19 protein-coding genes are annotated in these 23,044 nt (G+C 64.0%); 6 read left to right on the forward strand and 13 right to left on the reverse strand.

Going from position 1 to position 23,044, the window contains the following annotated elements; genetic code table 11:
* Positions 1-129 precede the first annotated feature (129 nt).
* From AWC02_RS15360 to AWC02_RS15370, 3 genes are all read right to left on the reverse strand, one after another.
* On the reverse strand, positions 130-3,162 hold the full coding sequence (locus AWC02_RS15360) for an MMPL/RND family transporter (RefSeq protein WP_085129623.1): 3,033 nt from the start codon (positions 3,160-3,162) through the stop codon (positions 130-132).
* A gap of 99 nt (positions 3,163-3,261) precedes the next feature.
* Entirely contained in the window at positions 3,262-3,696 is a 435-nt protein-coding gene (locus AWC02_RS15365; protein ID WP_085129603.1) for a DUF6188 family protein, read from the reverse strand.
* Positions 3,697-3,786: 90 nt separating this feature from the next.
* Positions 3,787-4,245 (reverse strand): PaaI family thioesterase, encoded by a 459-nt coding sequence (locus AWC02_RS15370; RefSeq protein ID WP_085129604.1) that lies wholly within the window; start codon positions 4,243-4,245, stop codon positions 3,787-3,789.
* Between the two features lie 204 nt (positions 4,246-4,449).
* Here AWC02_RS15370 and AWC02_RS15375 point away from each other — a divergent pair, with 204 nt between their 5' ends.
* The 4 genes from AWC02_RS15375 to AWC02_RS15390 all read left to right on the forward strand — a co-directional run bounded on the left by AWC02_RS15375 (position 4,450) and on the right by AWC02_RS15390 (position 7,954).
* Positions 4,450-5,139, forward strand: a complete 690-nt coding sequence (locus tag AWC02_RS15375; protein WP_085129605.1) for a TetR/AcrR family transcriptional regulator — start codon at positions 4,450-4,452, stop codon at positions 5,137-5,139.
* Positions 5,140-5,387: 248 nt separating this feature from the next.
* A complete protein-coding gene (locus AWC02_RS15380; RefSeq protein WP_133055653.1) occupies positions 5,388-5,639 on the forward strand; it encodes a hypothetical protein in 252 nt (83 codons plus the stop codon).
* A gap of 6 nt (positions 5,640-5,645) precedes the next feature.
* Positions 5,646-7,322 (forward strand): alpha/beta hydrolase, encoded by a 1,677-nt coding sequence (locus tag AWC02_RS15385; protein ID WP_237160490.1) that lies wholly within the window; start codon positions 5,646-5,648, stop codon positions 7,320-7,322.
* Between the two features lie 137 nt (positions 7,323-7,459).
* A complete protein-coding gene (locus tag AWC02_RS15390) occupies positions 7,460-7,954 on the forward strand; it encodes a hypothetical protein (RefSeq protein WP_165757920.1) in 495 nt (164 codons plus the stop codon).
* 157 nt (positions 7,955-8,111) lie between these two features.
* On the opposite strand, the gene AWC02_RS22205 is transcribed toward AWC02_RS15390, so the two are convergent.
* The 5 genes from AWC02_RS22205 to AWC02_RS21685 all read right to left on the reverse strand — a co-directional run bounded on the left by AWC02_RS22205 (position 8,112) and on the right by AWC02_RS21685 (position 12,365).
* Positions 8,112-8,447, reverse strand: coding sequence for a hypothetical protein (locus AWC02_RS22205; protein WP_207568064.1), 336 nt, complete (start codon positions 8,445-8,447; stop codon positions 8,112-8,114).
* Between the two features lie 133 nt (positions 8,448-8,580).
* On the reverse strand, positions 8,581-9,156 hold the full coding sequence (locus AWC02_RS15400; RefSeq protein ID WP_133055654.1) for a hypothetical protein: 576 nt from the start codon (positions 9,154-9,156) through the stop codon (positions 8,581-8,583).
* Positions 9,149-10,090 (reverse strand): hypothetical protein, encoded by a 942-nt coding sequence (locus AWC02_RS15405; protein WP_085129609.1) that lies wholly within the window; start codon positions 10,088-10,090, stop codon positions 9,149-9,151. The genes AWC02_RS15400 and AWC02_RS15405 overlap by 8 nt, the downstream gene beginning before the upstream one ends.
* Before the next feature lie 1,442 nt (positions 10,091-11,532).
* Positions 11,533-11,877 (reverse strand): hypothetical protein, encoded by a 345-nt coding sequence (locus AWC02_RS15410; protein WP_085129610.1) that lies wholly within the window; start codon positions 11,875-11,877, stop codon positions 11,533-11,535.
* Between the two features lie 197 nt (positions 11,878-12,074).
* Positions 12,075-12,365, reverse strand: coding sequence for a hypothetical protein (locus tag AWC02_RS21685; protein WP_133055655.1), 291 nt, complete (start codon positions 12,363-12,365; stop codon positions 12,075-12,077).
* Between the two features lie 575 nt (positions 12,366-12,940).
* Here AWC02_RS21685 and AWC02_RS15420 point away from each other — a divergent pair.
* The gene (locus AWC02_RS15420) at positions 12,941-13,294 is read left to right on the forward strand and encodes a helix-turn-helix transcriptional regulator (protein WP_085129611.1); all 354 of its coding nucleotides are present in this window, start codon (positions 12,941-12,943) and stop codon (positions 13,292-13,294) included.
* Between the two features lie 448 nt (positions 13,295-13,742).
* Here AWC02_RS15420 and AWC02_RS22010 read toward each other — a convergent pair whose 3' ends face one another.
* Positions 13,743-14,069: a hypothetical protein gene (locus tag AWC02_RS22010; protein ID WP_237160491.1), complete on the reverse strand. Its 327-nt coding sequence runs from the start codon at positions 14,067-14,069 to the stop codon at positions 13,743-13,745.
* Entirely contained in the window at positions 14,066-14,680 is a 615-nt protein-coding gene (locus AWC02_RS15430; protein ID WP_237160492.1) for a uracil-DNA glycosylase family protein, read from the reverse strand. The genes AWC02_RS22010 and AWC02_RS15430 overlap by 4 nt, the downstream gene beginning before the upstream one ends.
* Positions 14,681-16,130: 1,450 nt before the next feature.
* Between AWC02_RS15430 and AWC02_RS15435 the strand changes: the two genes are divergently transcribed.
* Positions 16,131-16,598 (forward strand): hypothetical protein, encoded by a 468-nt coding sequence (locus AWC02_RS15435; protein WP_085129613.1) that lies wholly within the window; start codon positions 16,131-16,133, stop codon positions 16,596-16,598.
* A gap of 334 nt (positions 16,599-16,932) precedes the next feature.
* On the opposite strand, the gene AWC02_RS15440 is transcribed toward AWC02_RS15435, so the two are convergent.
* From AWC02_RS15440 to AWC02_RS15450, 3 genes are all read right to left on the reverse strand, one after another.
* On the reverse strand, positions 16,933-19,335 hold the full coding sequence (locus AWC02_RS15440) for a S8 family peptidase (RefSeq protein WP_085129614.1): 2,403 nt from the start codon (positions 19,333-19,335) through the stop codon (positions 16,933-16,935).
* Positions 19,332-20,468, reverse strand: a complete 1,137-nt coding sequence (locus AWC02_RS15445; protein ID WP_085129615.1) for an AAA family ATPase — start codon at positions 20,466-20,468, stop codon at positions 19,332-19,334. Before AWC02_RS15445 ends, AWC02_RS15440 begins: the two co-directional genes overlap by 4 nt.
* Positions 20,469-20,594: 126 nt before the next feature.
* Positions 20,595-22,037 carry a hypothetical protein gene (locus AWC02_RS15450; RefSeq protein WP_133055656.1) on the reverse strand — a complete coding sequence of 481 codons (1,443 nt, stop codon included), beginning with the start codon at positions 22,035-22,037 and terminating at the stop codon, positions 20,595-20,597.
* Positions 22,038-23,044 lie beyond the last annotated feature (1,007 nt).

Consider the following 23,044-nt stretch of genomic DNA (forward strand, 5'->3'; position numbering starts at 1 on the left):
AGATCCCGCGAAGAACACCCTGCATGGGGCCAGGCGATTCAAGAGTCACACCCAATCAGGACGGCAACACCGATCCTGTCAGCCGCACCACACCAGCCCCACAAATACTTACAGGCGATTCAGGGATCCTCACGGTGGAGGTGGGGTGAAACGCGGTGTGTTGGGCCACCAGCTGGCTTCGCGCAGGAGTGTGGCGATGGCGGGGACGGTGAGGGTGCGAACGAGGAATGTGTCGAGTAGGAGTCCGCAGCCGATGATGAGGCCGACTTGGATCATGATCGCGATGGACCCGAACATCAGTCCGAACATGCTGGCGGCGAAGATGATTCCGGCCGAGGTGATGACCGAGCCGGTGCGGGCGACGGTGCGCAGTACCCCTACGCGAATGTTGTGTTTGGATTCCTCCCGCAGCCGTGAGACGAGCAGCATGTTGTAGTCGGCGCCGACGGCTACCAGGATGATGAAAGCCAGCAACGGGACGGGCCAGGCGATTTCGTAGCCGAGTCCCCATTGGAAGACCAGCACTCCGATGCCCAGTGAGGCCAGGTAGTTCAGCACGACCGTCCCCAGCAGGTACAGCGGGGCGAGCAGAGCGCGCAAGAGCAGGACGAGGATGAGTCCGACGATGACCAGGGTGCTGATGGCCAGTTGAGTGAAGTCAGCCGACAGCAGCCGCTGGATGTCGGAGTTGACGGCGGGAAACCCGGCAACGGCGATGGTGGCGTTGGCCAAGGTGGTGTTGGGGCGGGCGGTGTCGGCGGTCTCGACGATCTGCTGGGCGAGGGTGATCGCCTGCGCGCTGTAGGGGTCGTAGCTGGATTCGACGACAAAGCGGGCGGTTTTGCCATCGGGTGAGAGGAATTGTTCGGCGACGTCGGTGAATTGACGGTTATCGAAGGCACTGGCGGGCAGGTAGAAACCGCTCGCTGCGTCAGAGCCGGCGCTGGCGCGGGCCGAGTTCTGCAGTTGGGCCGCGACCTGGCCCATCCGAGCCAGCATTTCGATGTTGCTGTCGGCCAGGGCGTGCACACCGGCGGCCAGCGCTTGCGCCCCGGAAGCGAGTTGGCCGATGCCCTCTTGGAGCCGGCCGATGTTGCCGGCCGGGTCCGCGGGATCACCCTGGGTTCCGAAGGCCTTGTCGAGTGCTGCGGCAGCGACTTGTATGTCGGCAAGGGTGCCGGCAATGGTGGCGTCGGTGTCAGGGTTGTAGCGATCGCCGAGGGTGGCGACTTCGGTGAAGAATCCGTTATCGCGCAAACTCACCAGGATCTGGACCTGGTCACGGATCTGGGCGCATTGCGGCGTGGTGGCACACCACTCGGAAGTGTTCAGGCCATCGATGAGGGGGGCCAGCACAGCGAGGGCGGTTTCGGCTTGATTCGCCCGAGACCGCAGTCCGGGGCCGGATTGGATGGCTTGGTCGACGGTGGGTGCGGTGGCCGAAAGTTCTTGCAGCAACGGTCGAGATGACCACAGCAGGGTGTCACCGGATTGGGCTCGGGCCAGTACGCCCGACAGCGGGGTCAAGATCGCGTGCAGGGCGGCATCGAGCTGGGCCAGGCCGCCGGCGAGTTGATCGGCGCCGTCGGTGAGTTGGGCGAGGTCGCCTTTTCGTGCGTCGCCGTCGGCGACGGCGTCGGCCATCTTGTCGCCGATCTGCCTGTTCTGCCAGGACAGTTGGGCTTGTTCGAGGCGGGTGCCGGTGGGGCGGGTTATGCCGACGACTTTGGTGACCCCGGGTACTTGGGCGACCCGGGAGGCCATCTCGTCGAGGTCGGCCAGACCTTTGCTGGTGCGCATGTCGTCGGGGTTTTCCACGACGAGAAATTCGGTGATGACGACGTCTTTGGGGAAGTGGCGATCCAGCAGTTGGTAACCCTGGTTGCTGGCGGTGGTGGCAGGCTGGCCTTTGCGGTCGTCGTAGCTGATCTTCATCGTGGTCGCGACCGCAGAGAGGGCCAGCAGGATCACCAGGCTCATGGCCAGCAGCGGCACCGGCCGGCGGACCACCGCGACAGCGACACTGTTCCAGTAGCGGCGGGTTCGATCGGATTTCGGCTCGCCGATTCCACGGCGGGCTGCCAGCGCCAGCACCGGCGGCAACAAGGTGACGGTGGCCAGGAATCCGACCAGCACGGCGACCGCGCAGGCCGGGCCGAGCCCAGCGAAGACACTGAGGCGAGCGAAAACCATGGCAAAAAAGGCCAGCGCAACGGTGGCCGCCGAAGCCAGGATCACGCGGCCGATGCTGGCGGTGGCATGAATGACGGCCTGATCGGCGGGGACGTGTGCGCGGCGCTGTTCGTGGTAGCGGCTGATCAAAAACACCGTGTAGTCGGTGCCCGCCCCGAGCAGGATCACGGTCATGAACGCCACGGTGAACTGCGAGACGGGCATGCCACTCTGGCCGAGGGCAGACAGCACCCCACGGCCGACGGCCAGGCTGACCCCGATCACCAGTAGGGGCAACAAGGCGGTAAACACCGACCGGTAGACGATCAGCAGGATCAGTGCGATCAACGCGGCGGTGGCGATCGAAATCAGCAGCAGGTCGTGTTCGGCGGCGGCGATCTGGTCGTTGAAGGTGGCCGCCGGGCCCGTCACGTACACCGTCGTCGGTGAACCGGCGAATACGCCGGCGGCGATGTCGCGTACGGCTTGGACGGATTCGGCGGCCTTGGGGTCACCCAGGGTGCCGGCCACACCCACCGGCAGATACCAGGCTTTTCCATCCGAACTGGTTGCATGCGCCGCGGTGACGGGGTCGGCGAGCAGATCTTGAACCAGCAAGACATGGTCGGTATCGGCGCGCAGCTGCACCACCAACTGCTCATAACGGTCACGCACCGGCGCGGTTAAGCCGTCGGGGTCTTCCATCGCCACGACCAGCATCGTTTTGGAGCCCTGTTCACCGAAGGCCGCGCTCATGCGGTCCACGGTTTGAAACGACGCGGCGTCGCGGGGGATCAGGTTCACCGACTGCTGCCGCACCACCGTTTCCAGCTGCGGGAACACCAGTGCCAGCAGCACGGCGGCGGCGATCCAGCCGCCGATGACCAGTGCTTTATGACGCACCGTGAACCCGGCCAGCACCGCGAGCCGGCTGCTGTACTCACTGGATTCGCCCGGACCGGCCACAGCGTTGCGGGGCCGGCGTGACATGGTTGCCGTGCCCGCACCGTTGTCCGCACTCACTGCGCCTGCGCCCACACAAGACGCTGCCACCGGCCACAAGGTCCTGGCCGACGACGACGAAGATCCTTAGTTGGGGGTCGTTGCACCGGCATTGTCGTCCTCGTCGTCGGGGATGTCGTGGCGGACCACCTTGACCCTGCCGTGCGGCAGGCACGCCATGTAACCGTGGTGTTTGCCGTAGAGCTCCCAGGCGGTGGCGCGCTCGTTGGCGCTGACCTCGATGCGCAGGCCGTTGGAGAAGCTCAGGAGTAGCCGACCGGAATCGTCGTGGCATGCCTTTGTACACACCGCACCCGCCAGATCCAGTAGCGGACGTTGGTGGGCGGCGACCTCGCGCGGGTCGATGAGCACTTCCTCGGCCGGAAACTCACCGTTAGCGGGCAGGGCAAGCCACAGCAGGCAACTGATGACCACCTCGTTGGCGTCATCGAAGCTCAACACCAGATCGCCCTGCAACGACATCCGCTGCACGGTGCAACCTTCGATCCACGTGGTGTACATCGCGCACCTCCGTCGACGCCCAACCGGTCTGCACTGAAATGGTACGGCAAGTAGCGCTGCGCTACTAGCAATAGCGTTACGGGCTGCGGGTCAGGACTCCGGATCGCTCGGCGCCCCGTTGTCCCCGAGCCGCCGAAGAAGATGCTCGAACGCTGCTACGTCGCCATAGGCGGCGAAGTGATCGGCGGTGACCACGACGAACACCGCTTTTGCGGTGAATCGGGTGGTCCCTTCGGGGTCGGTGCCGGTCGCGCCGATGTGCAGCACGCGGCCTTCCCGGGTGGCGATGTGCGCGGTGATGCGGTGGGATCGATGCAGCATGACCGGCTGGAGGTATTCGACGGTCAGGCTGCGTGTCACAGCGGGCGCGCCGGCAATCCACAGCGCGAACCCCAATACGTCGTCGCAGGCGGCGGCGATCGCCCCGCCGTGCGCCAGACCGGGCGCCCCGATGTGGCGTTCGTCGAAGGTCACGTCCGCGTACACCGTGTCGCCGCTGCGGTAAACCATCAGCTGCAGACCGTGCGGATTCTGCGGCCCGCAACCCATACACGTCGGAGTGTGAGCGGGCAGCAGCTCAGGTCGTGCCGCACCCGAGCGGCCGGACGCGACGTCTTGATGTAATGAGTGATCGGCCACCAACGACACCTTCGGTACGAACAGTTTCGCTGCGCTACCGTTGGTACGGTACCCGCTACGCGCGGGAACGCGCGCAATTGGTCGGGAATCTGGAATGAAGCGAGGTGAGCGGGTGTGAGCAGCGAGCAGGTACCGCCGGCCCCCGATGACGACGATATTGACCCCCGCCGGACCCGGTCACGCAACCGCTTGCTCGACGCCGCGACCGCGCTGCTCAGCAGCGGTGGCATCGAAGCCGTCACCATCGAGGCGGTCACCAAGGCTTCCAAGGTGGCCCGCACCACCCTCTACCGCCATTTCGGCAGCTCATCGCAGTTGCTCGCGGCCACCTTCGAGCGACTTCTACCTCAAGTGACCCCACCCGGGCCGGCCAGTGGGACACTGCGCGAACGGCTCATCGAACTGCTCACCCGGCAGGCCGCGCTGTTCGCCGACGCCCCAGCCCACATCACCATGCTGGCCTGGCTCGCCCTGGGCCCGACCACAATCGATCACGCCAGCACCGAACATGCCCCGCAGGCGCTGCGAGCGCGGGTCATCAACCAATACCGGCAGCCCTTCGACGCCATCCTGCAAGACATTGAGGCCGCTGCTGAATTCGACGGCCTGGACCCGGATCTCGCACTGTGCCAACTCATCGGACCACTCGCGTTCGCACGAATGACCGGCCTGCGATCCATCACCGCACACGACTGCGCCCGCATCGTCGACGACTTCCTGGCCACTCACCGACCCCAGGAAGCCCAACCCGCAGTTCCAGAGCCCGACGGCCAAAGGGTCACAGACGACAACCGCCCGGGGTGAGCCTCTCCCGGGGCGCCGCAATCAGTGCAACCGGGCAGGCGACTGGAGCAACGGGCCGGGGATGGCAGCCGCTCAACCCCTAGGCGGGCACACCGTGCGATTCGATCGTTCCCGATTAGGCTGATCGGCACAGGACGCACCTAATCGGTAACAGTCATACACATATGCTCGCGACCCCAGATAAGCCCACCGTGACCGTTTCGGCCTGGCAGTCCAGCGGCGCGGCCACGAGTGCGGTGAACGCAGGGATGAACACGACCGGCACCTCCTGCAAATCCCGGATGGCCGCCAGCGGGGGCAAGCTCATCAAGGCGGCGAGCGACTATGAGAACCAGGACGACCAAGGCGCCGCCACCTTGACTGCGGTCGGCTCGCACCTTCCCGTCGCCTCTGGCACCGATGGCGGTGCCGGCGTCCTGCAGCGGGGATTCACTCCGCTGGTCCCGCGCAGCTCCGGTGGCGATGGCGGCGCAGCCGGCGGGTTCGGGACGCCGAGGTAGTTGGCAATGACCTTTCCGACGCTGTCGGAGCTGCGCGCCGCCACCTGGGATCACCTGCGCACCAACGCCACTGCCTGGAGAAAGCTCGGACACACCTGGGAAAACGCGTTCACCGAAGTGCACAACGCCTCGCTGCGGCCCGGCGGAACCGACTGGACCGGAGCAGGCGCCGAAGCCTTCCAGGACCGCGCCTACCTCGACCTGGTGAAGGTCCGCGGCCCCGCTGACATGGCCGAGAAAGCCGCGAAGATCGCAGAACGCGGCGCTGACGCCCAGGACTCGAACAAGAGGTCGGTCCTCGACGCCGTTGACGAAGCCGAGCGCGCCGACTTCACGGTTGGCGAATTCTTCTCCGTCACCGACACCCGGACGTACTACAGCTCCGCCGCAGAGCAGGCGGAGCGCGAGAGCGCAGCGCAGGACCACGCCGACTTCATCCAGTACCGGGTGCAGAACCTGGTCAACCACGAAGGCGAGATCGCCCGCACCCTCGCCACGGCCACCGCGGGACTACACGAGTTCAGCTTCGGCGACGAGGGCGCAGATGGCGGCGCGGGTCGCGACGCGCTCAGCCCAGGAATGCCGCCGGACGATCCGCAACAGTTCACGCAGTGGTGGAATCACCTGACGGAGTCCGCGAAAGACGCCGCCTACGACCGCGACCACTTCATCGGCAACCACCCGGGAATGCCCTTTGACGACAAGACCCACTACAACGAACGGCATCTGACCGAACTGATGGCCGGTGCACAGTCCGACGTCGACCGGCTCCAGGCCAGCCGCGATCAGCTCGCCCTGACACCGGGCGGCAACCTGGCCACCCTGACCAAACTCGGCGTGCTCGACTCGCAGCTCCAAGACGCCAAGCACAACCTCGACGGGTACCGCGCCGTGCAACAAGCCATGCAGGCCGACCCCAACGGCCCGCCCCACTACCTGGGCTTCGTCGACGATAGGGGGCACGCAGCGGTCTCCATCGGCAACCCCGACAACGCCAAGCGCAGCGCCACCTTCCTCCCCGGCACCGGCCAGGACCTGGCGACCTTTCAGGGCAGCGCCGATAAGTCGGCGGCGATGTACGAGGCGACGATGAACGCAGATCGATCGCTACAAAGCGGGGATGTCTCCGTGACGACGTGGATGGGCTATGACCGCCCTATGGACCTGCTTGAAGCCGCGCACACCAGCTACGCGCACAACGGCGCCACCGCGCTCGATGAGTTTCAATCCGGGTTGCGGGCCTCCCACAACGACGCACTCGCCGGCGGTCCCTCTATCAACACCGTCATCGGACACAGCTACGGCTCAACCGAGCTCGGGGCAGCCGCGCTCGACGGCCACCACCTCGACGCCAACAACGTCGTCGCGGTGGGAAGCCCCGGCATGCTCGCCGACCACGCCAGCGACCTCGATCTCGCCCCCGGCGCCCGCGTCTTCGCCACCCGCGCCGAGAACGACATCATCGGTGTGGTCACCGGTGCGACCCTAGGACCCGATCCCATGCTCAGCAGCTTCGGCGGCACCCCGTTTGAGGCGTCTCCCGGGGCGGCCGGAGCGTTCGATCGACCGACGGTGGGCGCGCACAGCAGCTACTGGGACAACATGAGCAATTCCGCGTTGATCAACCTGGGCCGCATCATCGCCGGACGGACAGACGTGACACCGCCTACGTTTACACCGTGACCGCTATGACGAGACGTCCTCTCTACCTAGTCATCGCCGCCACGACGGCGTTGGCGGTAGCTTGTTCACCGTCCAAGCCGGCGGCACCGCTGGGTCCGCCGACCCCGACCGGCGCCACACCTATCCCGGGAGGACCCATGGAGTCGATTCCGACCGTACCGTCGCCGAAAATCCCGACCAGCCAACAGGAAGCACAAGACACCGTGCTGCGCTACCTGCAGCAGACACTCAACGTGCTTCCCCCTGGGAGCAGCCTCGACGGCGCCAGGTACATCGCCGGCGGCGATACACGCTACTGCGAAGATGATCCCAGCGGCCCGGACGCACCGGTCAGGTTCTCCGACTGGCGCGACCTTCAAACCCCGGCCAGCATCGACTTCAACTCGCTCATCACGCAAGTCGGAGAACTGTGGAAGAGCTGGGGTTGGCAGGTTCTCGAACGCGACGGATACGAAAAGCCAAACCGCTTCGGGTACGCACCCGACGGCTACATCCTGCAGATCGCGGCTGCTCACCCGGCGACGTACCCGCCCACCATCATCGGTGCCTCACCCTGCTACCCCGGGAACCTGCGGCGCGACGACATCCCACGAAACCCACCGGTGATCACGCAAACCACGCCGGGCTCCTGAACGAGGACCCGCACTACCGCCTGTCGCTATGACCGGTGATGTATGGAAGCGATGGGGCTGGTGGGTGTTTGAGCGCGACGGTATCCCCAAGCCCAACCGCTCCGGGTTTTCGCCGGACGGCTACGAACTACATATTGGTGTTCCGGGGCTTCCCGGATCACCCCACATCACCGGCACCTCGCCCTGCTTCCCGACCGAGTTGGCTCGCGATGACATCACATTCCCGAGGACGATCACGGCTGGAGCTGGGTGAGCGAGTGCCGACGGCGGTGTCGAGCTGCTCGCAGTAGTCATGAGCGCGGGCGACCAGCTCGCTTACGAACGGCGCGAGCAGCTCAGCGATCTTCACATCGTGGTCTACGGCGTACCTGACCAGCGCCGCATGATCCTGCTCGGTGATGCGCTTCGACACGTACTTGGGCGACGCGCGGTTCTCCCGATGCCGCCAGTTTCCTCGCCGGCGGGCCGGCTTCGGTTCTGTCGGCTGCGCCATCACTGCTCCCTTGCTGACATGCGGTTACATGATCTGAACAATTCCGAGGTAGGCCGGTCGCCCGAACAAATGAGTAACGGTCCGGCCCGCTGGCGGAGTGCCCCTATAGCGGCCGGAACCGCGGCAGTCGACATTACGGCGCTGAACACTGGCCCGACACCCAAAACAGCAGCACGCGGAGACGGCTACCTACCGCCTCCATGGCCGTCGTGTTGGACTGTGATGCCGCCCAGATTGCCTGCTCGCACCACTCTCGCGCACGCTCCAGCTGGGCCAGGATTCCCGGGTGCAGCTCACCTTGCAGTTCGCCCGGGCGCGGCGGTGGAGTAGGAGCCAAGTGCAGCGAGGCGAAGGAGTCGGCAGTCGCGCGTGCCTCAGCAATTTCCCTTTGCCGCAGTGCCATTTCATCTGTGCCCGGATCGCAGTATCGCGCTGCCGCCTCAACATCCGCGATCCTGACCCGTGCGGTCTGCTGCCGGATGTGGTCCCCGATCCAAGCGATGTAGGCCGCAGCAGCCACCAGCGTGTCGCGATCCCTTCGCGCGTGCAGCGCCGTCGCTGCCCGCCGCTCCGAAGCGGCCGAACTCGCCGCCAGCTCAAGTCCCACGTCTAAACCGCGAGTCATCTGCAGAAAGGTCGACGCGCATTCAGTCAACAGGTCCGCAGCAAACAGCGCGTGCGGCTCCGAAAACCTCATCACGTCAGGCACCGATACCAACCCCCTTTTGTTGACCCAGGTGGTGCTCCATTGCAGCGATCGTTGAGATCACCATGGAGCCGAATCCGCCAGTGATCGCGCAGTACACGACCTCGGCAAGTCGGGGCGGACGCGCCTTCCAGCAGCGGACCAGCTCGATCATGCGGCCGGAGCGGTAGTAGTGCTGGTACCACAGGATCGCCGCCCGGGCCGCGCCCGAGCCGTCGTTGTCCCGGGGCGCGTGGGTATCGGGCCACAGGGCCGCACCGTTGTCCCGCTGTTCGGCAGCCCGGTCGTAGGCCGCCCACGCCTCCGCGTCGGCTGTCCCGTCGTTCACCGCCTGGAGTATGTCCGCGTCAGCTGCGTGCACCAGCGCCGAGCCGGTGCCATCAGGCTTGGCAGCTTCCTTGAAGACTGTGCCGGTCAGCGTGGCCGCAGCCCAGGCCGAGATATCGCCACCGCGATCTAGCGCATCGACTCGCTGAGCCAGCCCCTGGTCGAGCACCGCCAGCCGGTGCCGATGCCCGCCATCGAGTCGCGGTGCCTGACTGAGCATTCCGAGGACCTCCCTGTGCTGCATCGGTACGAAATCCGCACCGCAACCAGGGGACTCCGGCCATAATTCCGTCGTCACCATCGCCGAGACCGACACGCCTGCCACCAATTTGCGTAGCCGAGCGAAATGGTCCACCAGAATCTTCGACGGCCGCTGACAGCCCATCCAGTCCGTGGCCCACCCGATCGGCAACACCGGATCACTCACGGCAAGGTGCGCGGTCGTCGGCAGGAAGACCTTGGACGGCAGATACCCGCCGCCGCCCATGTTGTTGGCCACCATTATCTGAGAGCCGTACGGCGAGCGCAGGACCGCGACCGCCCACACCACCAACATGTCCGAGGCCTCACTGCCCCGCACCAGGCCAGCCAGCACACGCTGCGCCGTCATGACGTCCGGGTTGCCGTCCTCCGACGCGCCCGCCGCCGCCGCAATCGCCCCCGACGTCCCCGGCCCACCTGCCATCACCGGCGCTGGGGCACCACCAGGAGCAGGCCCCGGCCCGCCAGCCGGACCCGGGCCAGACCCTCCACCACCGGCCGGACCCGTGGCCGCGCCAGCCGGCGCACCCGCACCGGGCGGACTGTACGGCGCCAGCGGCTGCGCGGCAGCCATCGCGCCTGCCGGAGGCATCATCCCGCCGCCAGCCATGCCGCCGGGAGCGCCAAACCCTCCACCACCGGCACCGCCCGCCGGCTGCGACGCGCCCGGGACGGCCGGAGGGAAACCCGCAGCATTGCCAGCGGCGCCAGTCTGTGGCGCGGCGACCGTGAGCTGCTGCGACGAGAACGGCGCCAACGGCTGCTGCGACATTGGCGACGACACAGGACCCGCAACACCGCCCGACGAGCCCATACCAGAGGCCAAACCCGATTGAAATCCGACGCCAGCGTCGGCCAGCGGCGACGGCACCGAAGACCCGAACGAGGAACCAGCAGAAGCCGGTGACGTGCTCGCTGGCACTAGACGCGAGCTCAGCGAACCAGGATTCAACCCCGACCCCATCCCGGAGCCCATGCCCCCAGACCCTGCCGAGCCCAGGCCAGACCCGAGGCCGGCCTGCATGCCCCCGCCGCTACCGCTTGCGGGTCGCACCTGCGTAGGCGTCATTGACATACCAGGCTGAGTCAGCGAGGTATCAGTTTTGATCTCGCGCGGCCGCGCATCCCCATTCGTCCCGGCGGCGTCGACCTTGACGTCCCGGTTGCTCCCGCCAGACTCTTCGGCGGATTCCGCATCTTCCTTCTCAACCTCTCCGCCGTCATCGGACTGCTTCCCATGCTTCCGCGACGTATCTGACCCGCCAATGCTTGTGTCTGCGCTGGGTCGCCGTGGCGCGGGTGCAGTCGAGAAGCTCACTGCGGCGATGTGACCGGTTGCAGCCGCACCGCGCTCGCTCACCATGCCGTCAGCCTCGGCGAGGGTCGCCGTCAAAATTCCGTGGGCGGCAGTCGTATTTCCGAGTCGTAGCGCGGCGTTGTACTGCGGCGCCGCCGCCTCAATCAGGAGGTCGAGGTCGCACCGCAGGCCGCGCAGTTCGCCCAGCGCGTTCTCTACCGCAATCCGGGCTAGCTCATGATCGTCAGCATGGGCACACCACCGCGACGCCTGCGCCGTGACCGCCGCGACCTGCGCGTCGCCGGTGCCGCCTTTTAGTGCGTCCGCGAGGCGGGGTCGGTGATGGTGCGCCGCACGGGTTGCCGCTGCGCTCAGGGCCGCTGCGTGTTGGGCAGCGGCGCTGCACTGCTCGTCTATTGCCGTTAGTTCAGTGTCGCTCGGGTATCGGCCCGCCCGGACTGCGGCGGCGAGGTCAGTAGCGCCGGTGTCCATGCTCATTCCCCGTACGCATAGCAGCGGTCCCACACGCGGTCGTCCGCCGCGTTGGCGGGTGCAGCCCGAAATCCGTCCGGAGGCTGAACCGCGCCGCGAGCCGGCTCGTGGCTCAGGGCTGCGCTGTGCTCGCGCATCAGTCGCAGAGAATCCGCAACCGCCTCGCGCACCGCCGGATCCGCATTGGCATTGTCGCGCAAGGCATCCGACACGTAATTGGTCGCAGGGATCATGTCGGCGCTCGCAGTCTGCGGTGCGGGAATTGCGGCGTACGCTGCGGCGAAACGGGTGCAGAGATCGACCGTCTGCGCGCGTATTTCATCCGCAGGAGGCTCGGCGGCGGTCACCGGAGCGGGCGGGGCAGGCGGTGGGCTGATGTGTGCACCGAGGAGCCCGCCGGCCAATCCCAGGACGAACGCAGCCGCAAGGAAGGCGCCAATCCTTATAGTGCGGCGCTTACCCGCGGGGCGGTGGCTAACGCCGTAGTACTGCGGCAGTGCACTACCCGCAGTCGGAGCCAGCGGCACCCCGGCGCCCGGGTACATCAGAGCACTACCGACGCGGTGATTCCGGCTGCACCAGACTCATCTGCCGAATGCAAGATGCTCTGAGTGACGGACGCGGCCTGCACTACCTTGCAGGCCAGCGTCGCACGCTCAGCATCCTGCGCGGCGAAGTGCGCCTCCCAAGGCTGCATTGCCGCACCTACAGCCGCCGCGGCCGCACTCGACGCTGGCGGAAGCGGTGGATAGATGAGCGCGCCAGGCACGTCGGCTCGCCAGCCGGCGACTGCCTCCGGCAGCTCATCCGGCTTTAGTTGGATCACATCGGTCATCTCGTCACCTCAAAACTGTTCACGGATTGTGTTATCCGTTCACGGATTGCTTACTTCTGCCTCTTTTGCGCTGCCGTGCAATAACATTCAGACTAGTTCACCAGCGAACGCGCGAAAAGTGTTTAGGCTGACCCACTGCCCGGATAGGCCCTCAGGCTCCGCGTCACTTTCACAGCGGTGATGACACCTCGATGTCGCCTGTCTCAACTCATGTCATGCGGGCGGGGGTATCGGGAAGGTTCGATAGCCGATTAGCTATCGTGAGCTTGACGGCGGCAAACCATAGCGAGCTCGGATCTCGTCCGCGCTGAAAGTGCGGCCTGCCACGCGGTCTGCCTCCGCCTCTAGCAGCGATTCACGAAGGTCTGCCGCATCGATGGGCCAGTCGACGTCAGCTTCTTCGCAGGCCGGGCAAGGCTCGCTGGGGGTCGGCACAATCCGATTATCGGCGTATCTCTGTAGCTGGGCCAATCGGTTCTCAATTCCAAGGTGCACCTCGATGTCGACTATCTCGACTCATGTCATGTGGACGGCGGCATCGGCAAAACCCGATAGCCGATTAGCTATCGTGGGGTATGGCGAAAATGGGACCGACGCGCATTGGCCACATCGAGCGGCTTGCGGGAAATCTGTTGAAGGTAGCCCGGGGCCAGATCGGTGTATCGCAGCGCCAGCTCGCCGAATTGGCCGGCATGCCACAGTCGACGATCGCCCGTATCGAATCAGGGACTCGGCAGCCGTCACTGCCTGTATTGGCGCGCATCCTGGCTGCGGCCGACTTGGAAATCAGGATCAACCTAGCTCCCTACGAGGGGCACGACGACACGCTCGATGCCACCGATGCATTCCTGACACCGGACCAATTGACCCGCCGGCGTACCAAGCAAGAAGCGTTTGCGGTTTCTCTGCGGCACAGTGAAATTGGATGATCGATTTCGTGGAGACGCGCCCCGGCTTCATAGATCGTCGAACGGCATCTGCTCGCTCAGCGGCCGGCGGCTCAGCAGTCGATGACGGTCACCACTGCCAGGCTCGCAAAGCAGAATCTGGCAAGCCTGGCGACGGCCTTCGTGATCCCAGCAGCACGCTCTGCCCGCAAGGCTGACTTCGGCGCGGCGCTGGGGAACGCCGGCCGGTCAACCAGCCCCACGCCGAGCCGGCAGGCAGTCGGTGATTGGCGCCGATCAGCTGGCGTGGTCGCGCCGATCGACGAGCGGCGACTCAGCCGCGCATGTTCGCGAAGGGCAGACGCCCGTAGTGCGCGCGGAAGTCAGCGAGCATCTTCGTCTCGATCTTCGCGGCGTCCGCGTCATCGGTGACTTGCCAGCCGACGAGCAGTTCGTCGTGATCAGCGAGCTGCCAGATGCGCCTTCCGCCTCAGTGACCGATTGGCACGCCAGCACCGAACTTGCGGAACTCATCGAGCCGCTTGCGCAGATGACGCTTACCGCCAGTGCTGAGATTGGCCTTGCCGATGTAGACGACCCGTTCCCCGGGCACCCACAGCGCAGCCAGCTCAGCGACGGGGACTGCGGGGCCCTTTCCCTTGAAGTGTCCCGCAGGCGACACATCGAGAAACCTCGGCGGCTCATCACTCGGCCGCACGACAACGTAGACGCCCGACTTTGCCGGCACGTCAGCATCCGGCAACTGCGCGAATGGAACCCAGCCGGTGAACCCGCTCAGGTCAATCGGATCAATCACGCTGACGTAAAGCCCCACTCGATCGCGCGAGCTAGTCTGCGCTCGTAGTGCTCGCGAACGGCAGGGGGTCGGGTCATGATGAAGTACGGGTGCTGCGGAAACAACAGATACGGTATGTCCGGCGGGTCAGCGCGACGTGCGCGTGGCACACGAAACGGCCAACTCAGTTGTCGGGCCTCGGGATACACCTGGAGCAGCGCTGTCTTGGCGAATTTCCCGACGCCGATGAGAAGGCGTGGCTGAACGATGTCACGCAGCTCAGCACGCAGGAACGGCAAGCAGTTCGCACTCTCATGCGGGTACGGGTCACGATCGGCCGGTGGGTGACAATGGATCGAGTTCGTGATGAACAGATCGGTCTTAGCGACCCCGGCGCGCTTGAAGCAGCGATCGAGGACGCGCCCACTGCCTCCGTAGAAGGGCTCCTGCTCTTTCATGCAGGCGCGACACAGCGCTTCACCGACGATCGCAACGGGCGAGTCGATTGAGCCGAAGCCGGGTGCTGATTCGGTCACATCGGGCTCATTCAAGCGGTCGGGATGAACACACTTGCGGCACGCTTTGATCTTGCGGTCGAGATCCGCCTTTCGCAGCTGACGGGCATCAGTCATCACGACAGTGTGCCTCGATTGTGGAGGACGTGCTTCCGGGCACGCCCGCCCGCGCCCAGCACTCACACGACAAATCGTTGCCGAGCTGACACTAGACGCACCGCCGCACACCAGGGCTTGGCGTTCGGGCGGGCATCGCGATTTGCCTCCGGCGCCGCACGCCCAGCGCGGACGAAGAACCAGCGGACTCGTTGCCCACGCGAGACAACGGCAGCACGCGCGGCAGCGCAAACCAATCGGGCGGTTGGGCATCGCTGGTTCTGTATCGATGCCGCCGACAAACCCGTGCGCCGGCCCAGTCGTACCAGAAGTCGGCACATGACAGGTGGTCGACGATCCAGCAATCCGAGCCGTGCCGCCAACCGAATACCTAGATATCGCACGCCGCGGACCACCCGACGCACCGCCTGGAACGGTAACCGGGAAGATCAACACCGTCGCACTGGCGGCCGTCGGCGTTCACGCGGGCCAATCACCGGCCGCCCCTACCCAGGCTTTGTTTCCGCCGCCTTTCCCGCTACTCGTTGCCGTAGTTACCACCGTGGGCCAGAGTCGTAGCTGCCTTCGACTGCTACGTCTACGATTCACCACCACAAACTGACCCTTCCAGCAACACCGCATCGTCAAATCCATCGCCACACCACACACCTCATGCACTAAGGTCACGGATCTATAACTTTTCGCTTTTATGAAATATGATCGGGGTATGTCCGTTGACCGACACTGCCCCCGTTGCGGGGATTCGCTGCCGGGTGAGGTCGATCCGAACCGGCGGGGCCGGCGACGGATCTGGTGTTCGGATTCGTGCCGCAGTCTTGCCTCAGTCGAGCGCAAAGCTGCAGACAGAGTGGGCATGGCAGTACGCGTGGTGGAGGTCCCCCGGTCCTCAAGCGCGTGGCCCGAGTGGCCGCCACTAGACACTCCGCACAGCTTCCAGGATGCCGCCGTCGACGTGGACGCGTGCGTTTCACTGCTCGAGGTCCTGACACACCGTGCGCGACACGGCAGTCTCGATCGGCGCGTGCGCGCAGCCGCCTATCCGTTTCTGCACACTCTCCTATACGGCGGTGCACGATCCAATTCGCCGGCAGACACCAGCCCCGTCGCGAAGGGCCCACGCGTTTCCGAGCACACTGCCGACGACACCCTCATGCGCCTTCTCGGCCCCGAGAAGTACCGGCAACTGCTCGACGATGGAGAGCCAGATTCAACGTGAAACTTGGCTCAGCTCACTGTGCTGTCTCGCGAGGATCGCGAGGGATGAAAACGACGGTCATGCGCTCCAAGCGGTGCGCATCGCGGATAGAGTCCAACGCATCAATTCGGAGAGCGAGATGCCCTTGGCGCCCCAGGCCAGACGGGCGCGCGCACAGAAACCTCTGCTAGCGCAATCGTGTAACAACACAAGCGATGTCGTTATTTGGTAAACGGGAGCATGGGCGGTGGTGCTGTGGTTGGGCAGTTCGCAGAGCGGGTGATCACATCATGGGGTGACGGCACCGGCGACGACGACCTCGTTGGTGCCATCGAAACGCTGTATCGGGCGAGGCTGCGGTTCCCGCCCTCGTGGCCTGAACATCGATGCCAAGATTTCATCACCCACCATGCTGACCTCGCTGCCAGCGAGCTGGGCACCCTGTTCGACGACCTCATCGACACCGTCATCAATGACTACGGTCTCCGATACGGGGTTGTGCCCCACAGTGAAGACGCCGCCCACCTCGTCGATGCTGCCCGCCGCGACGCCCTCGACGATTTCCTAATGCGAATTGACGACGACATGGCCGTCGAAATCTCCACTGCGGCCGCCGAGGACCCCGGTCGCGGCCACGGCAGTATGACCGCATGCGGGCCAAGCCAACGCCCAGCCACCATCACCACTTACAGACGCCGGCCCCGCCACGGCTTACGACCGTGAACCCGCAATTCATCCCGCCCAGTCAACGTCGTCGCCGCGACCATCGGTTAAGCGGAAGATGTCCAAGTAGCTCCGAGCAACGACGACGATGGCGGCGGCAGGCAGGATCTCGGTAGTGATGACGGCAACGGCAATCCTGGGATGACCTGCGTTCGGTGAACAGTCCTCTACGGGACGCTCTACAGAGTGATACCGGGGCACCATGAACACGTACCCGGCATCGCGCGGACAGCTTGGCCCTCTCACTGGAGTTAACGGGCCTCGACGGCTCGCCCGGCCGACGAACTAGCGGTAGCGGTGCTTCGAACCGCTCACCAAGGATGCGCCGAATTACTCAAGACCAGTGCGCGCGTTGGCCGTTGATCTGCTGACGGACTCGGATGCGTGGTACTGGCTGCAGGACACGGTATCGAGCGGCAATCTGATCGTAAAGTGTGCCACTAGAATTTTTGTCCCGCAATGTAATTAGCAATGCAAACGGCACCTCGGTGGGCGCACTGTCCAACGCACCGGCCTTACGGGCTACGTACCCGATTTCGATGCGCGGTTCGCTCACGGAGCCAGCAGGCAGCGTCAACCGATGGTGGCGCAGAGTCTCCCATTTGCCGCTGTCGCGCAACCGATGTTCCGATTTTCCTTTGTATCCCGGCAAGGTCATGGTCACCGGATGATCGCCGAACCGCCACCCTTGCGCCAGCAGCTCTCGTGCTTCCTCAGACGCCAAGCTCAACGTCTGGGGCTTACCGGCTTCTGGCCGATCCTTAGGCGGATAGAGCTTGTAGTTCAAGTGGTGCGGCCGCAACGTTAGATCCAGTGAAGCATTGGTGTACTCGGTGGGTTGAGTGGGATCGACCGGTGAAGCGTACGCCAGCGTGACATGCAGGCTTAGTCTGCCATCGCTGACCGGGGCTGGCAGTTGATAGCCGACCAATTCTCCTCTGGTGATCGAGTCGATGAATAGCACATGCACCTCGTCGGGCCCACAATCAAGAATGTCGGCATACTGCGTTGGCAGTCGCCCATGACCTAGTTCATTTTGGCGGCTCTTGTAATGCCGATGCCGCTCGGCGAAATGCACAGTGAATGCGCGCAGCACACTGCTATTCACGCGCGGTAGCCGCGACGCCAGGTCGGCCAAGGCGTGGGTCGCCACCGGCGCTGCATAACTGGTCCCAGCGGACTGCCAATGGGTACCATCGGCACGCAACACCTCAAATGGCGTGCGCGAATCTCCGCCGAACTGCACACCCACGGGCTGAATGACGTTGCCCTGCCGACCCGGACCGATCGCCGAGTAGGGCGCCCTCCCCCATGGCGTTGTCGGTGTGGCGGTATCGCAGGACCCGATGGCTAACCCGTTCGCCATATCGGCCGGGACTTGGATACGATCCAGCCCGGTGGCGTGGTCTTCTAAGCCATTGTTTCCGGCAGCCACAATGAACAACGCGTCGGTTTCCCATGCCAGGTTGTCCAATTCGCTGGTCCACCGATTTGGTTCTGTGCCGTCTTCGACAGCGCTGTCGACACCTAAGCTCAGGTTCACGATTTGGTAGTTGCCGGTCGAGACAGTTTCAACGATCCGATCCAGCACCCAGTACCCGGCGAGATCGGCGGGCACATTGGGCGGCGGCGGCAGAATCCGGAAGCTTTCCACCGGAAGCGGAGGTTGCGGTGCCGTTTGGCCAGGGACGAGCAGCCCGTACAGTACAGCACCGGCCACGCCGGTCCCATGTGCGAGGTCGCGAGGCAGAGGAGGTGCAGTGGTCAAATCTACCGTGGGAATGGCAAATAGCTCACTGGGGCCACCGGAGGTGTCGACACCACCATCGAATACGGCCACCCGCACGGTGTCAGTAACCGGCGCAGACGTTGCTGGAGGCTGGGTCTGTACCAGCTGGCGCAGGCCTATCTGCTGAGGACGCGGGCTAAGAGTCGGCATCGGGTGCAGTGCGCGAAGTGGGTTGAATTCGCTAAGTCGTAGTGCAGCGCTGGCGGGTGCACGTAACGGAACGAACGTCAAACCGCTTACCTTACTGACGAAGTCATGGTAGATCTGGCCGCCGACGGACTCGATGAGATCGAACCACCGATCTAGTGTGGTGGCACCAGCAGGCACAATCGCACCGGTTGACGAGACGGTGAAGGGGTGAAGAACAGCTTCCCACGTCAGTTCGTCGGACTCTAGTTCGTCTTCAATCGCGTTGTCCGGCAATCGCAGAACTTCTTCGGTGGCGGGAAGCCCGATCTCGTCGAACATTCGAATCTCTTGAAATGCCTGCAACTGACTCCGTGCCTGCCCGATTTGGCCACCGGTCTGGATCAGATTCAGCAAGCTGTCCACCCCGGCATCTGGAACGGTGAACACAATCCGGCGCGTGCCTTGGCGTGTTGTCCGGGTGGCGGTCTGGTACTGGCCAACCGCGGCACGGGAACCCACGGGAATCGCGCCGATCTGGTTGAGCAATTCGGTTGGAAAATATGTTGCTGCAATGTAGTTGGGCAATAGCTTGGCTTCGAGGTAAACCCGATCAGGTGCGCGGAGCTGGGCTGGGAGACTATGTGCACGCTGGGCTACCTCAGTGACTTGAGGAAGCAACAGTTCACGCGCCTGTTCGGCGGTTTGTGGCTCGAATTTGTCGCCGCCACCACCGCGGGCGGGTGTGACTTCAATTCGTAGCGCCTCGCCGCCATGCAACAGACGTCGCTGTGGAAAACCGTCTCCAGTCGGATTCGTCATGCGATCGCCTCACGCGCCCGGCCAACCGCCTTGGAAACCGTTGGATGGCTGACTCCGACAGCATCGGCGATTTGTCGGCTCGACCATCCGAGGCGGTCATGGGCGGCGAGCCACAGCGCATCGCGTGACGATCCATGCTTCGGGTGGTTCTTGAGCAGTTCGATGACCAGTTCATCACGCAGGTCGGTCGCGTTGAGAATAGCCCTGCGGCGCACCAGATTCCACATTCGGACAAGATCGGAACCACTGGACCCCTCAGTGATTTCAGCGGCAAGCATGATTAGTGCGGCGTCATCAGTTGCTGCGCTCATCAGGTTCACGAGCACCTGGTGCCGTTGCTCAATTGCAGGTAGCGACAACTGTACTGTGCGATCGAAACGCCGATCTACGGCTGGGTCCAGAAGTTGGGGGTGATTGGTTGCCGCGATGAGCAAACTGCTATCAGGCCACCGATCCAGTTCTACGAGGATCACGTTCACGATGCGCTTCAATTCGCCGACATCGCCTTGATCGTCTCGACGCTTGGCCACCGCATCGAATTCATCGAGCAGCAGGACACACGGTCCAGACTTGGCGTAATCCAGTACCGCGCGGATATTACGGCCCGAGGCCCCCAGGTAGCTTGACACCACCGCGGACAAGTCCAGCGAAACCAGCGGCAGATTAACAGATTGCGCAATCCAATGACTAGCGAGGGTCTTGCCTACACCGGGAGGACCACTCAACAGAACTGTGCGGGTCAATCCCACGCCGGCGCGGGCCAGCTCGCCGGCGCGGGCCCGTTCATCGACGATTTCCTGCAATTGCGACATCGCCGCCGGCGCTAGTACCAATCCGTGGCCGTCAGGCAGTGGATGCACGTCAGCGAGCGCATGTGTGCCATCGGCGTCGACCGGGATCGCGCCACCGGAAAACCGCAGACCTGTGGTCTCTGGACTGTGGCTCATCGCCTCATGGACTGCGCGGCGAAACAGATCGGCATCGTGGACCTCCGCGGGCACTGAGCGGACCAGCCGTGACGCCAGCTGGCGAACTCCAGGTCCGTAACCGCTGGCTCCTACCCGAACTAGATCGACGATCGCGCGCTCCAGGCCCGAACCCACCTGGTAAGCATTGGAAGAGGTTCGCGTCATACTTACCAGAGTACGTCCCTACCACGACAAATAATGGATCTTGGGCGGTAAGTCCCGAGGCGGAGCGGCTACAAGTTTACCACCCGGTGGAGTTATCGTGCAGGTTCCTTGCCCTCGGAGCGAGGGTCAGAATGCCCGGCTGCTGCAGTCGGGGCGGCCTGTGGAGTATGGGGACTCAGAGCTGGTGCCGGTGTCTTCATGCGCGATGTCGGGTGTGGTGATCCACCAAAATCCCGGAGCATGCGCGGCAACGATGCCGGGGTCATGCGCCATCGTGTAGTGACTGGCGGTCGGGTCGACGAGTACTTCACCGAGTACATGTTCGGCTTGAGCACCACGCAGACGGCGGTCGATCGCCTCAACGACCCACAAGTTCCTAGGCAGAGGCGTTAGCCGGTACTTGGCAGCTACCACGGGATCAAACCCTGGCCGTGTGGCGAGCGCAAACTTGTACTCGCTGGAATCGATCCCGTACGTACGGAAGGTCAGATTATTCGAATTATGCGCTTCGACGGCGGGATTGGTGGGCGCGACTGAAGAGATCCACGTGCGAAACCACCACTTGCCAACTTCCTCGGCCCGTTCTGCAGTCATGTAGATCTTTGGTGGCAATGGAAGCATGACCTGCTTCCACCGCTGATGCGGTGATGCCGGCTCGTTCCACGGATCTTCGACTCTGATGTACGGGCCCGCCGCGTCGTCGTGGCGATACAACGTCAAGCTCGGGTGCGCTGCCGAAGCAGACCTGGCGTAGGCAACGATCAGCCACACGTGGTTGTCCGAGACAATAATGGGGCTGATGTTGCTGTTCACATAGCGGCACACAATGTCGAATAAACCGAGAACACCAGCGGCATCGCTGGCCGACTTCGATTGAGGCAGTGGCAGTATCGCCGGCGACAAGCCGAGTGTCGACAGCCCGGCCATCATTTGATATGAGGACAATCCCTCGGACGGGACCTCTCGTCCCGCAATGACGCCACCCATGGTGGCGTCGTGGATATCTGACGAAAGCCTCTGTCCCAGTTGCCGCCTCAAAAATGCGTGGCGGAGCACCATCCAAATGTCCGCATGGGCGCACCGCATGTACTGGGCGTCCTGGCTAACGAACGGCATGCCCTTGACCACCATCCGCCAGCCCAATACATCGACCGATTCCGTTGTCTCGCAGCGCATTGCATCTTTGAGTTCCGGGGGTGGCTCGATCATGGTGCGGCCAACGGGTTGCGTGGGGATCGGACGGAACACCGTGTAACCCTTGTACGCGTCTACCAACCCGGACAGATCACTCAGATCGCCCGGAAGCGGCTGGGTGAAGAAATGTGCGCGGTGCGCTATCGACGGATAACGCTTGTAGGTGGTCGAGTAGAACCGTGCATGCTCGCTGCGCCAGTCGGCGTCGATGTAGCGCGTCTCGACCAGAATGCTTTGCACACCATGGGCGACCGCAATTTCGATTATCCGCAGCAGGGGCGGACTCTGGGTGCCCGCAGTGTACCGGTTGTAGAACCGATTCCAATCGCCATTGGCAACGTCATAGCGCGCCAGAAAAGCGGGCGGATTTTCCATCCAATCCTGGAAAGACACTGAGACTGGCAGCCCTCAGCGATCAACAGATACGCAGCGTTGTCGACGCAACTTCGGCTTCCCGTTCGGCATCGCCAATACGGTCGAGAGCGTTCGCCAACATGTCAAAATCGCGAGTGCTCACCGTCAGCCCGAAGCGCCGAGATTCGGGCTCGGGCTGGATTCCGGTCGTTGTGTGAGCAGCTCGGGACACAACACCCATGATAACTACTCCAGTCTCTTGCCTCGACCGCTTTGCCCGGTTTGTGACCGGGGGAACGATAGCGCACCATAGCGGCCGACGCCGACAGGCGCGCCGCTACCAGCAGATTTAGATCTGCTAGTTAAGCAAAGTAGCTGCCGTGCGACTAGGTGCGAACCGCAGACCACCGGTTCCATGCTGGTGCACCTACGAGCACCGACGCGGCCGCGGTGGAGCTGTGCGGCGCAACTAACGTGGGGGGAACAGCTTTAAGGTGGCGCCGACTGCAGCACACTACCGCTGACGCCATCCCTTCAGCCAACGCCCATCGGAATGTATGCGTCCATGCGCATCACACGTCCACGAGAGGACACGCCACCACCGCTGCGTTAGTGATATGGACAGTGAGACCCTCCAACGCCGCGGGTCGTCGAGGAAGTCGGTGATTGAGAGCACCGCAACCACTACGGACCCATATGACGCACCCGCCCGGAGCCGGCAACAGAAACGCGCGGACCGTCCACGCTGTACCGCAGTCGATACCGCAGTAGTTTCGTTCAGCCTATGCGCCAACCAACGCGATCAACAGCATCTCCGCAGCTAGAAGGGCCTTACTCAGCCACACCCGTCGCAACCCAACACAACAAACGGCCAGTTCAGAGGATTTTAAGTCCGCTGCCTCTGCCAATTGGGCTATGGGGGCTCGCCGTGAATCTAACGCGGGCCCGCACTCGCCGTGCCATCGGCACTCCGGCGCAGACCGGCCTAACCCCTTCGGCCCCCCGGCACGACCTCGCCTCCCCCACAG

Source organism: Mycolicibacter engbaekii, from assembly GCF_002101585.1.
Taxonomy (GTDB): domain Bacteria; phylum Actinomycetota; class Actinomycetes; order Mycobacteriales; family Mycobacteriaceae; genus Mycobacterium; species Mycobacterium engbaekii.

Coding starts and splice junctions, on each gene's coding strand:
- AWC02_RS15360 (WP_085129623.1), bottom strand. CDS start 3,162: ATGTCACGCCGGCCCCGCAACGCTGTGGCCGGTCCGGGCGAATCCAGT.
- AWC02_RS15365 (WP_085129603.1), bottom strand. CDS start 3,696: ATGTACACCACGTGGATCGAAGGTTGCACCGTGCAGCGGATGTCGTTG.
- AWC02_RS15370 (WP_085129604.1), bottom strand. CDS start 4,245: ATGGGTTGCGGGCCGCAGAATCCGCACGGTCTGCAGCTGATGGTTTAC.
- AWC02_RS15380 (WP_133055653.1), top strand. CDS start 5,388: ATGAACACGACCGGCACCTCCTGCAAATCCCGGATGGCCGCCAGCGGG.
- AWC02_RS15385 (WP_237160490.1), top strand. CDS start 5,646: ATGACCTTTCCGACGCTGTCGGAGCTGCGCGCCGCCACCTGGGATCAC.
- AWC02_RS15390 (WP_165757920.1), top strand. CDS start 7,460: ATGGAGTCGATTCCGACCGTACCGTCGCCGAAAATCCCGACCAGCCAA.
- AWC02_RS22205 (WP_207568064.1), bottom strand. CDS start 8,447: ATGGCGCAGCCGACAGAACCGAAGCCGGCCCGCCGGCGAGGAAACTGG.
- AWC02_RS15405 (WP_085129609.1), bottom strand. CDS start 10,090: ATGACGGCGCAGCGTGTGCTGGCTGGCCTGGTGCGGGGCAGTGAGGCC.
- AWC02_RS21685 (WP_133055655.1), bottom strand. CDS start 12,365: ATGACCGATGTGATCCAACTAAAGCCGGATGAGCTGCCGGAGGCAGTC.
- AWC02_RS15420 (WP_085129611.1), top strand. CDS start 12,941: ATGGCGAAAATGGGACCGACGCGCATTGGCCACATCGAGCGGCTTGCG.
- AWC02_RS15430 (WP_237160492.1), bottom strand. CDS start 14,680: ATGACTGATGCCCGTCAGCTGCGAAAGGCGGATCTCGACCGCAAGATC.
- AWC02_RS15440 (WP_085129614.1), bottom strand. CDS start 19,335: ATGACGAATCCGACTGGAGACGGTTTTCCACAGCGACGTCTGTTGCAT.
- AWC02_RS15445 (WP_085129615.1), bottom strand. CDS start 20,468: ATGACGCGAACCTCTTCCAATGCTTACCAGGTGGGTTCGGGCCTGGAG.
- AWC02_RS15450 (WP_133055656.1), bottom strand. CDS start 22,037: ATGGAAAATCCGCCCGCTTTTCTGGCGCGCTATGACGTTGCCAATGGC.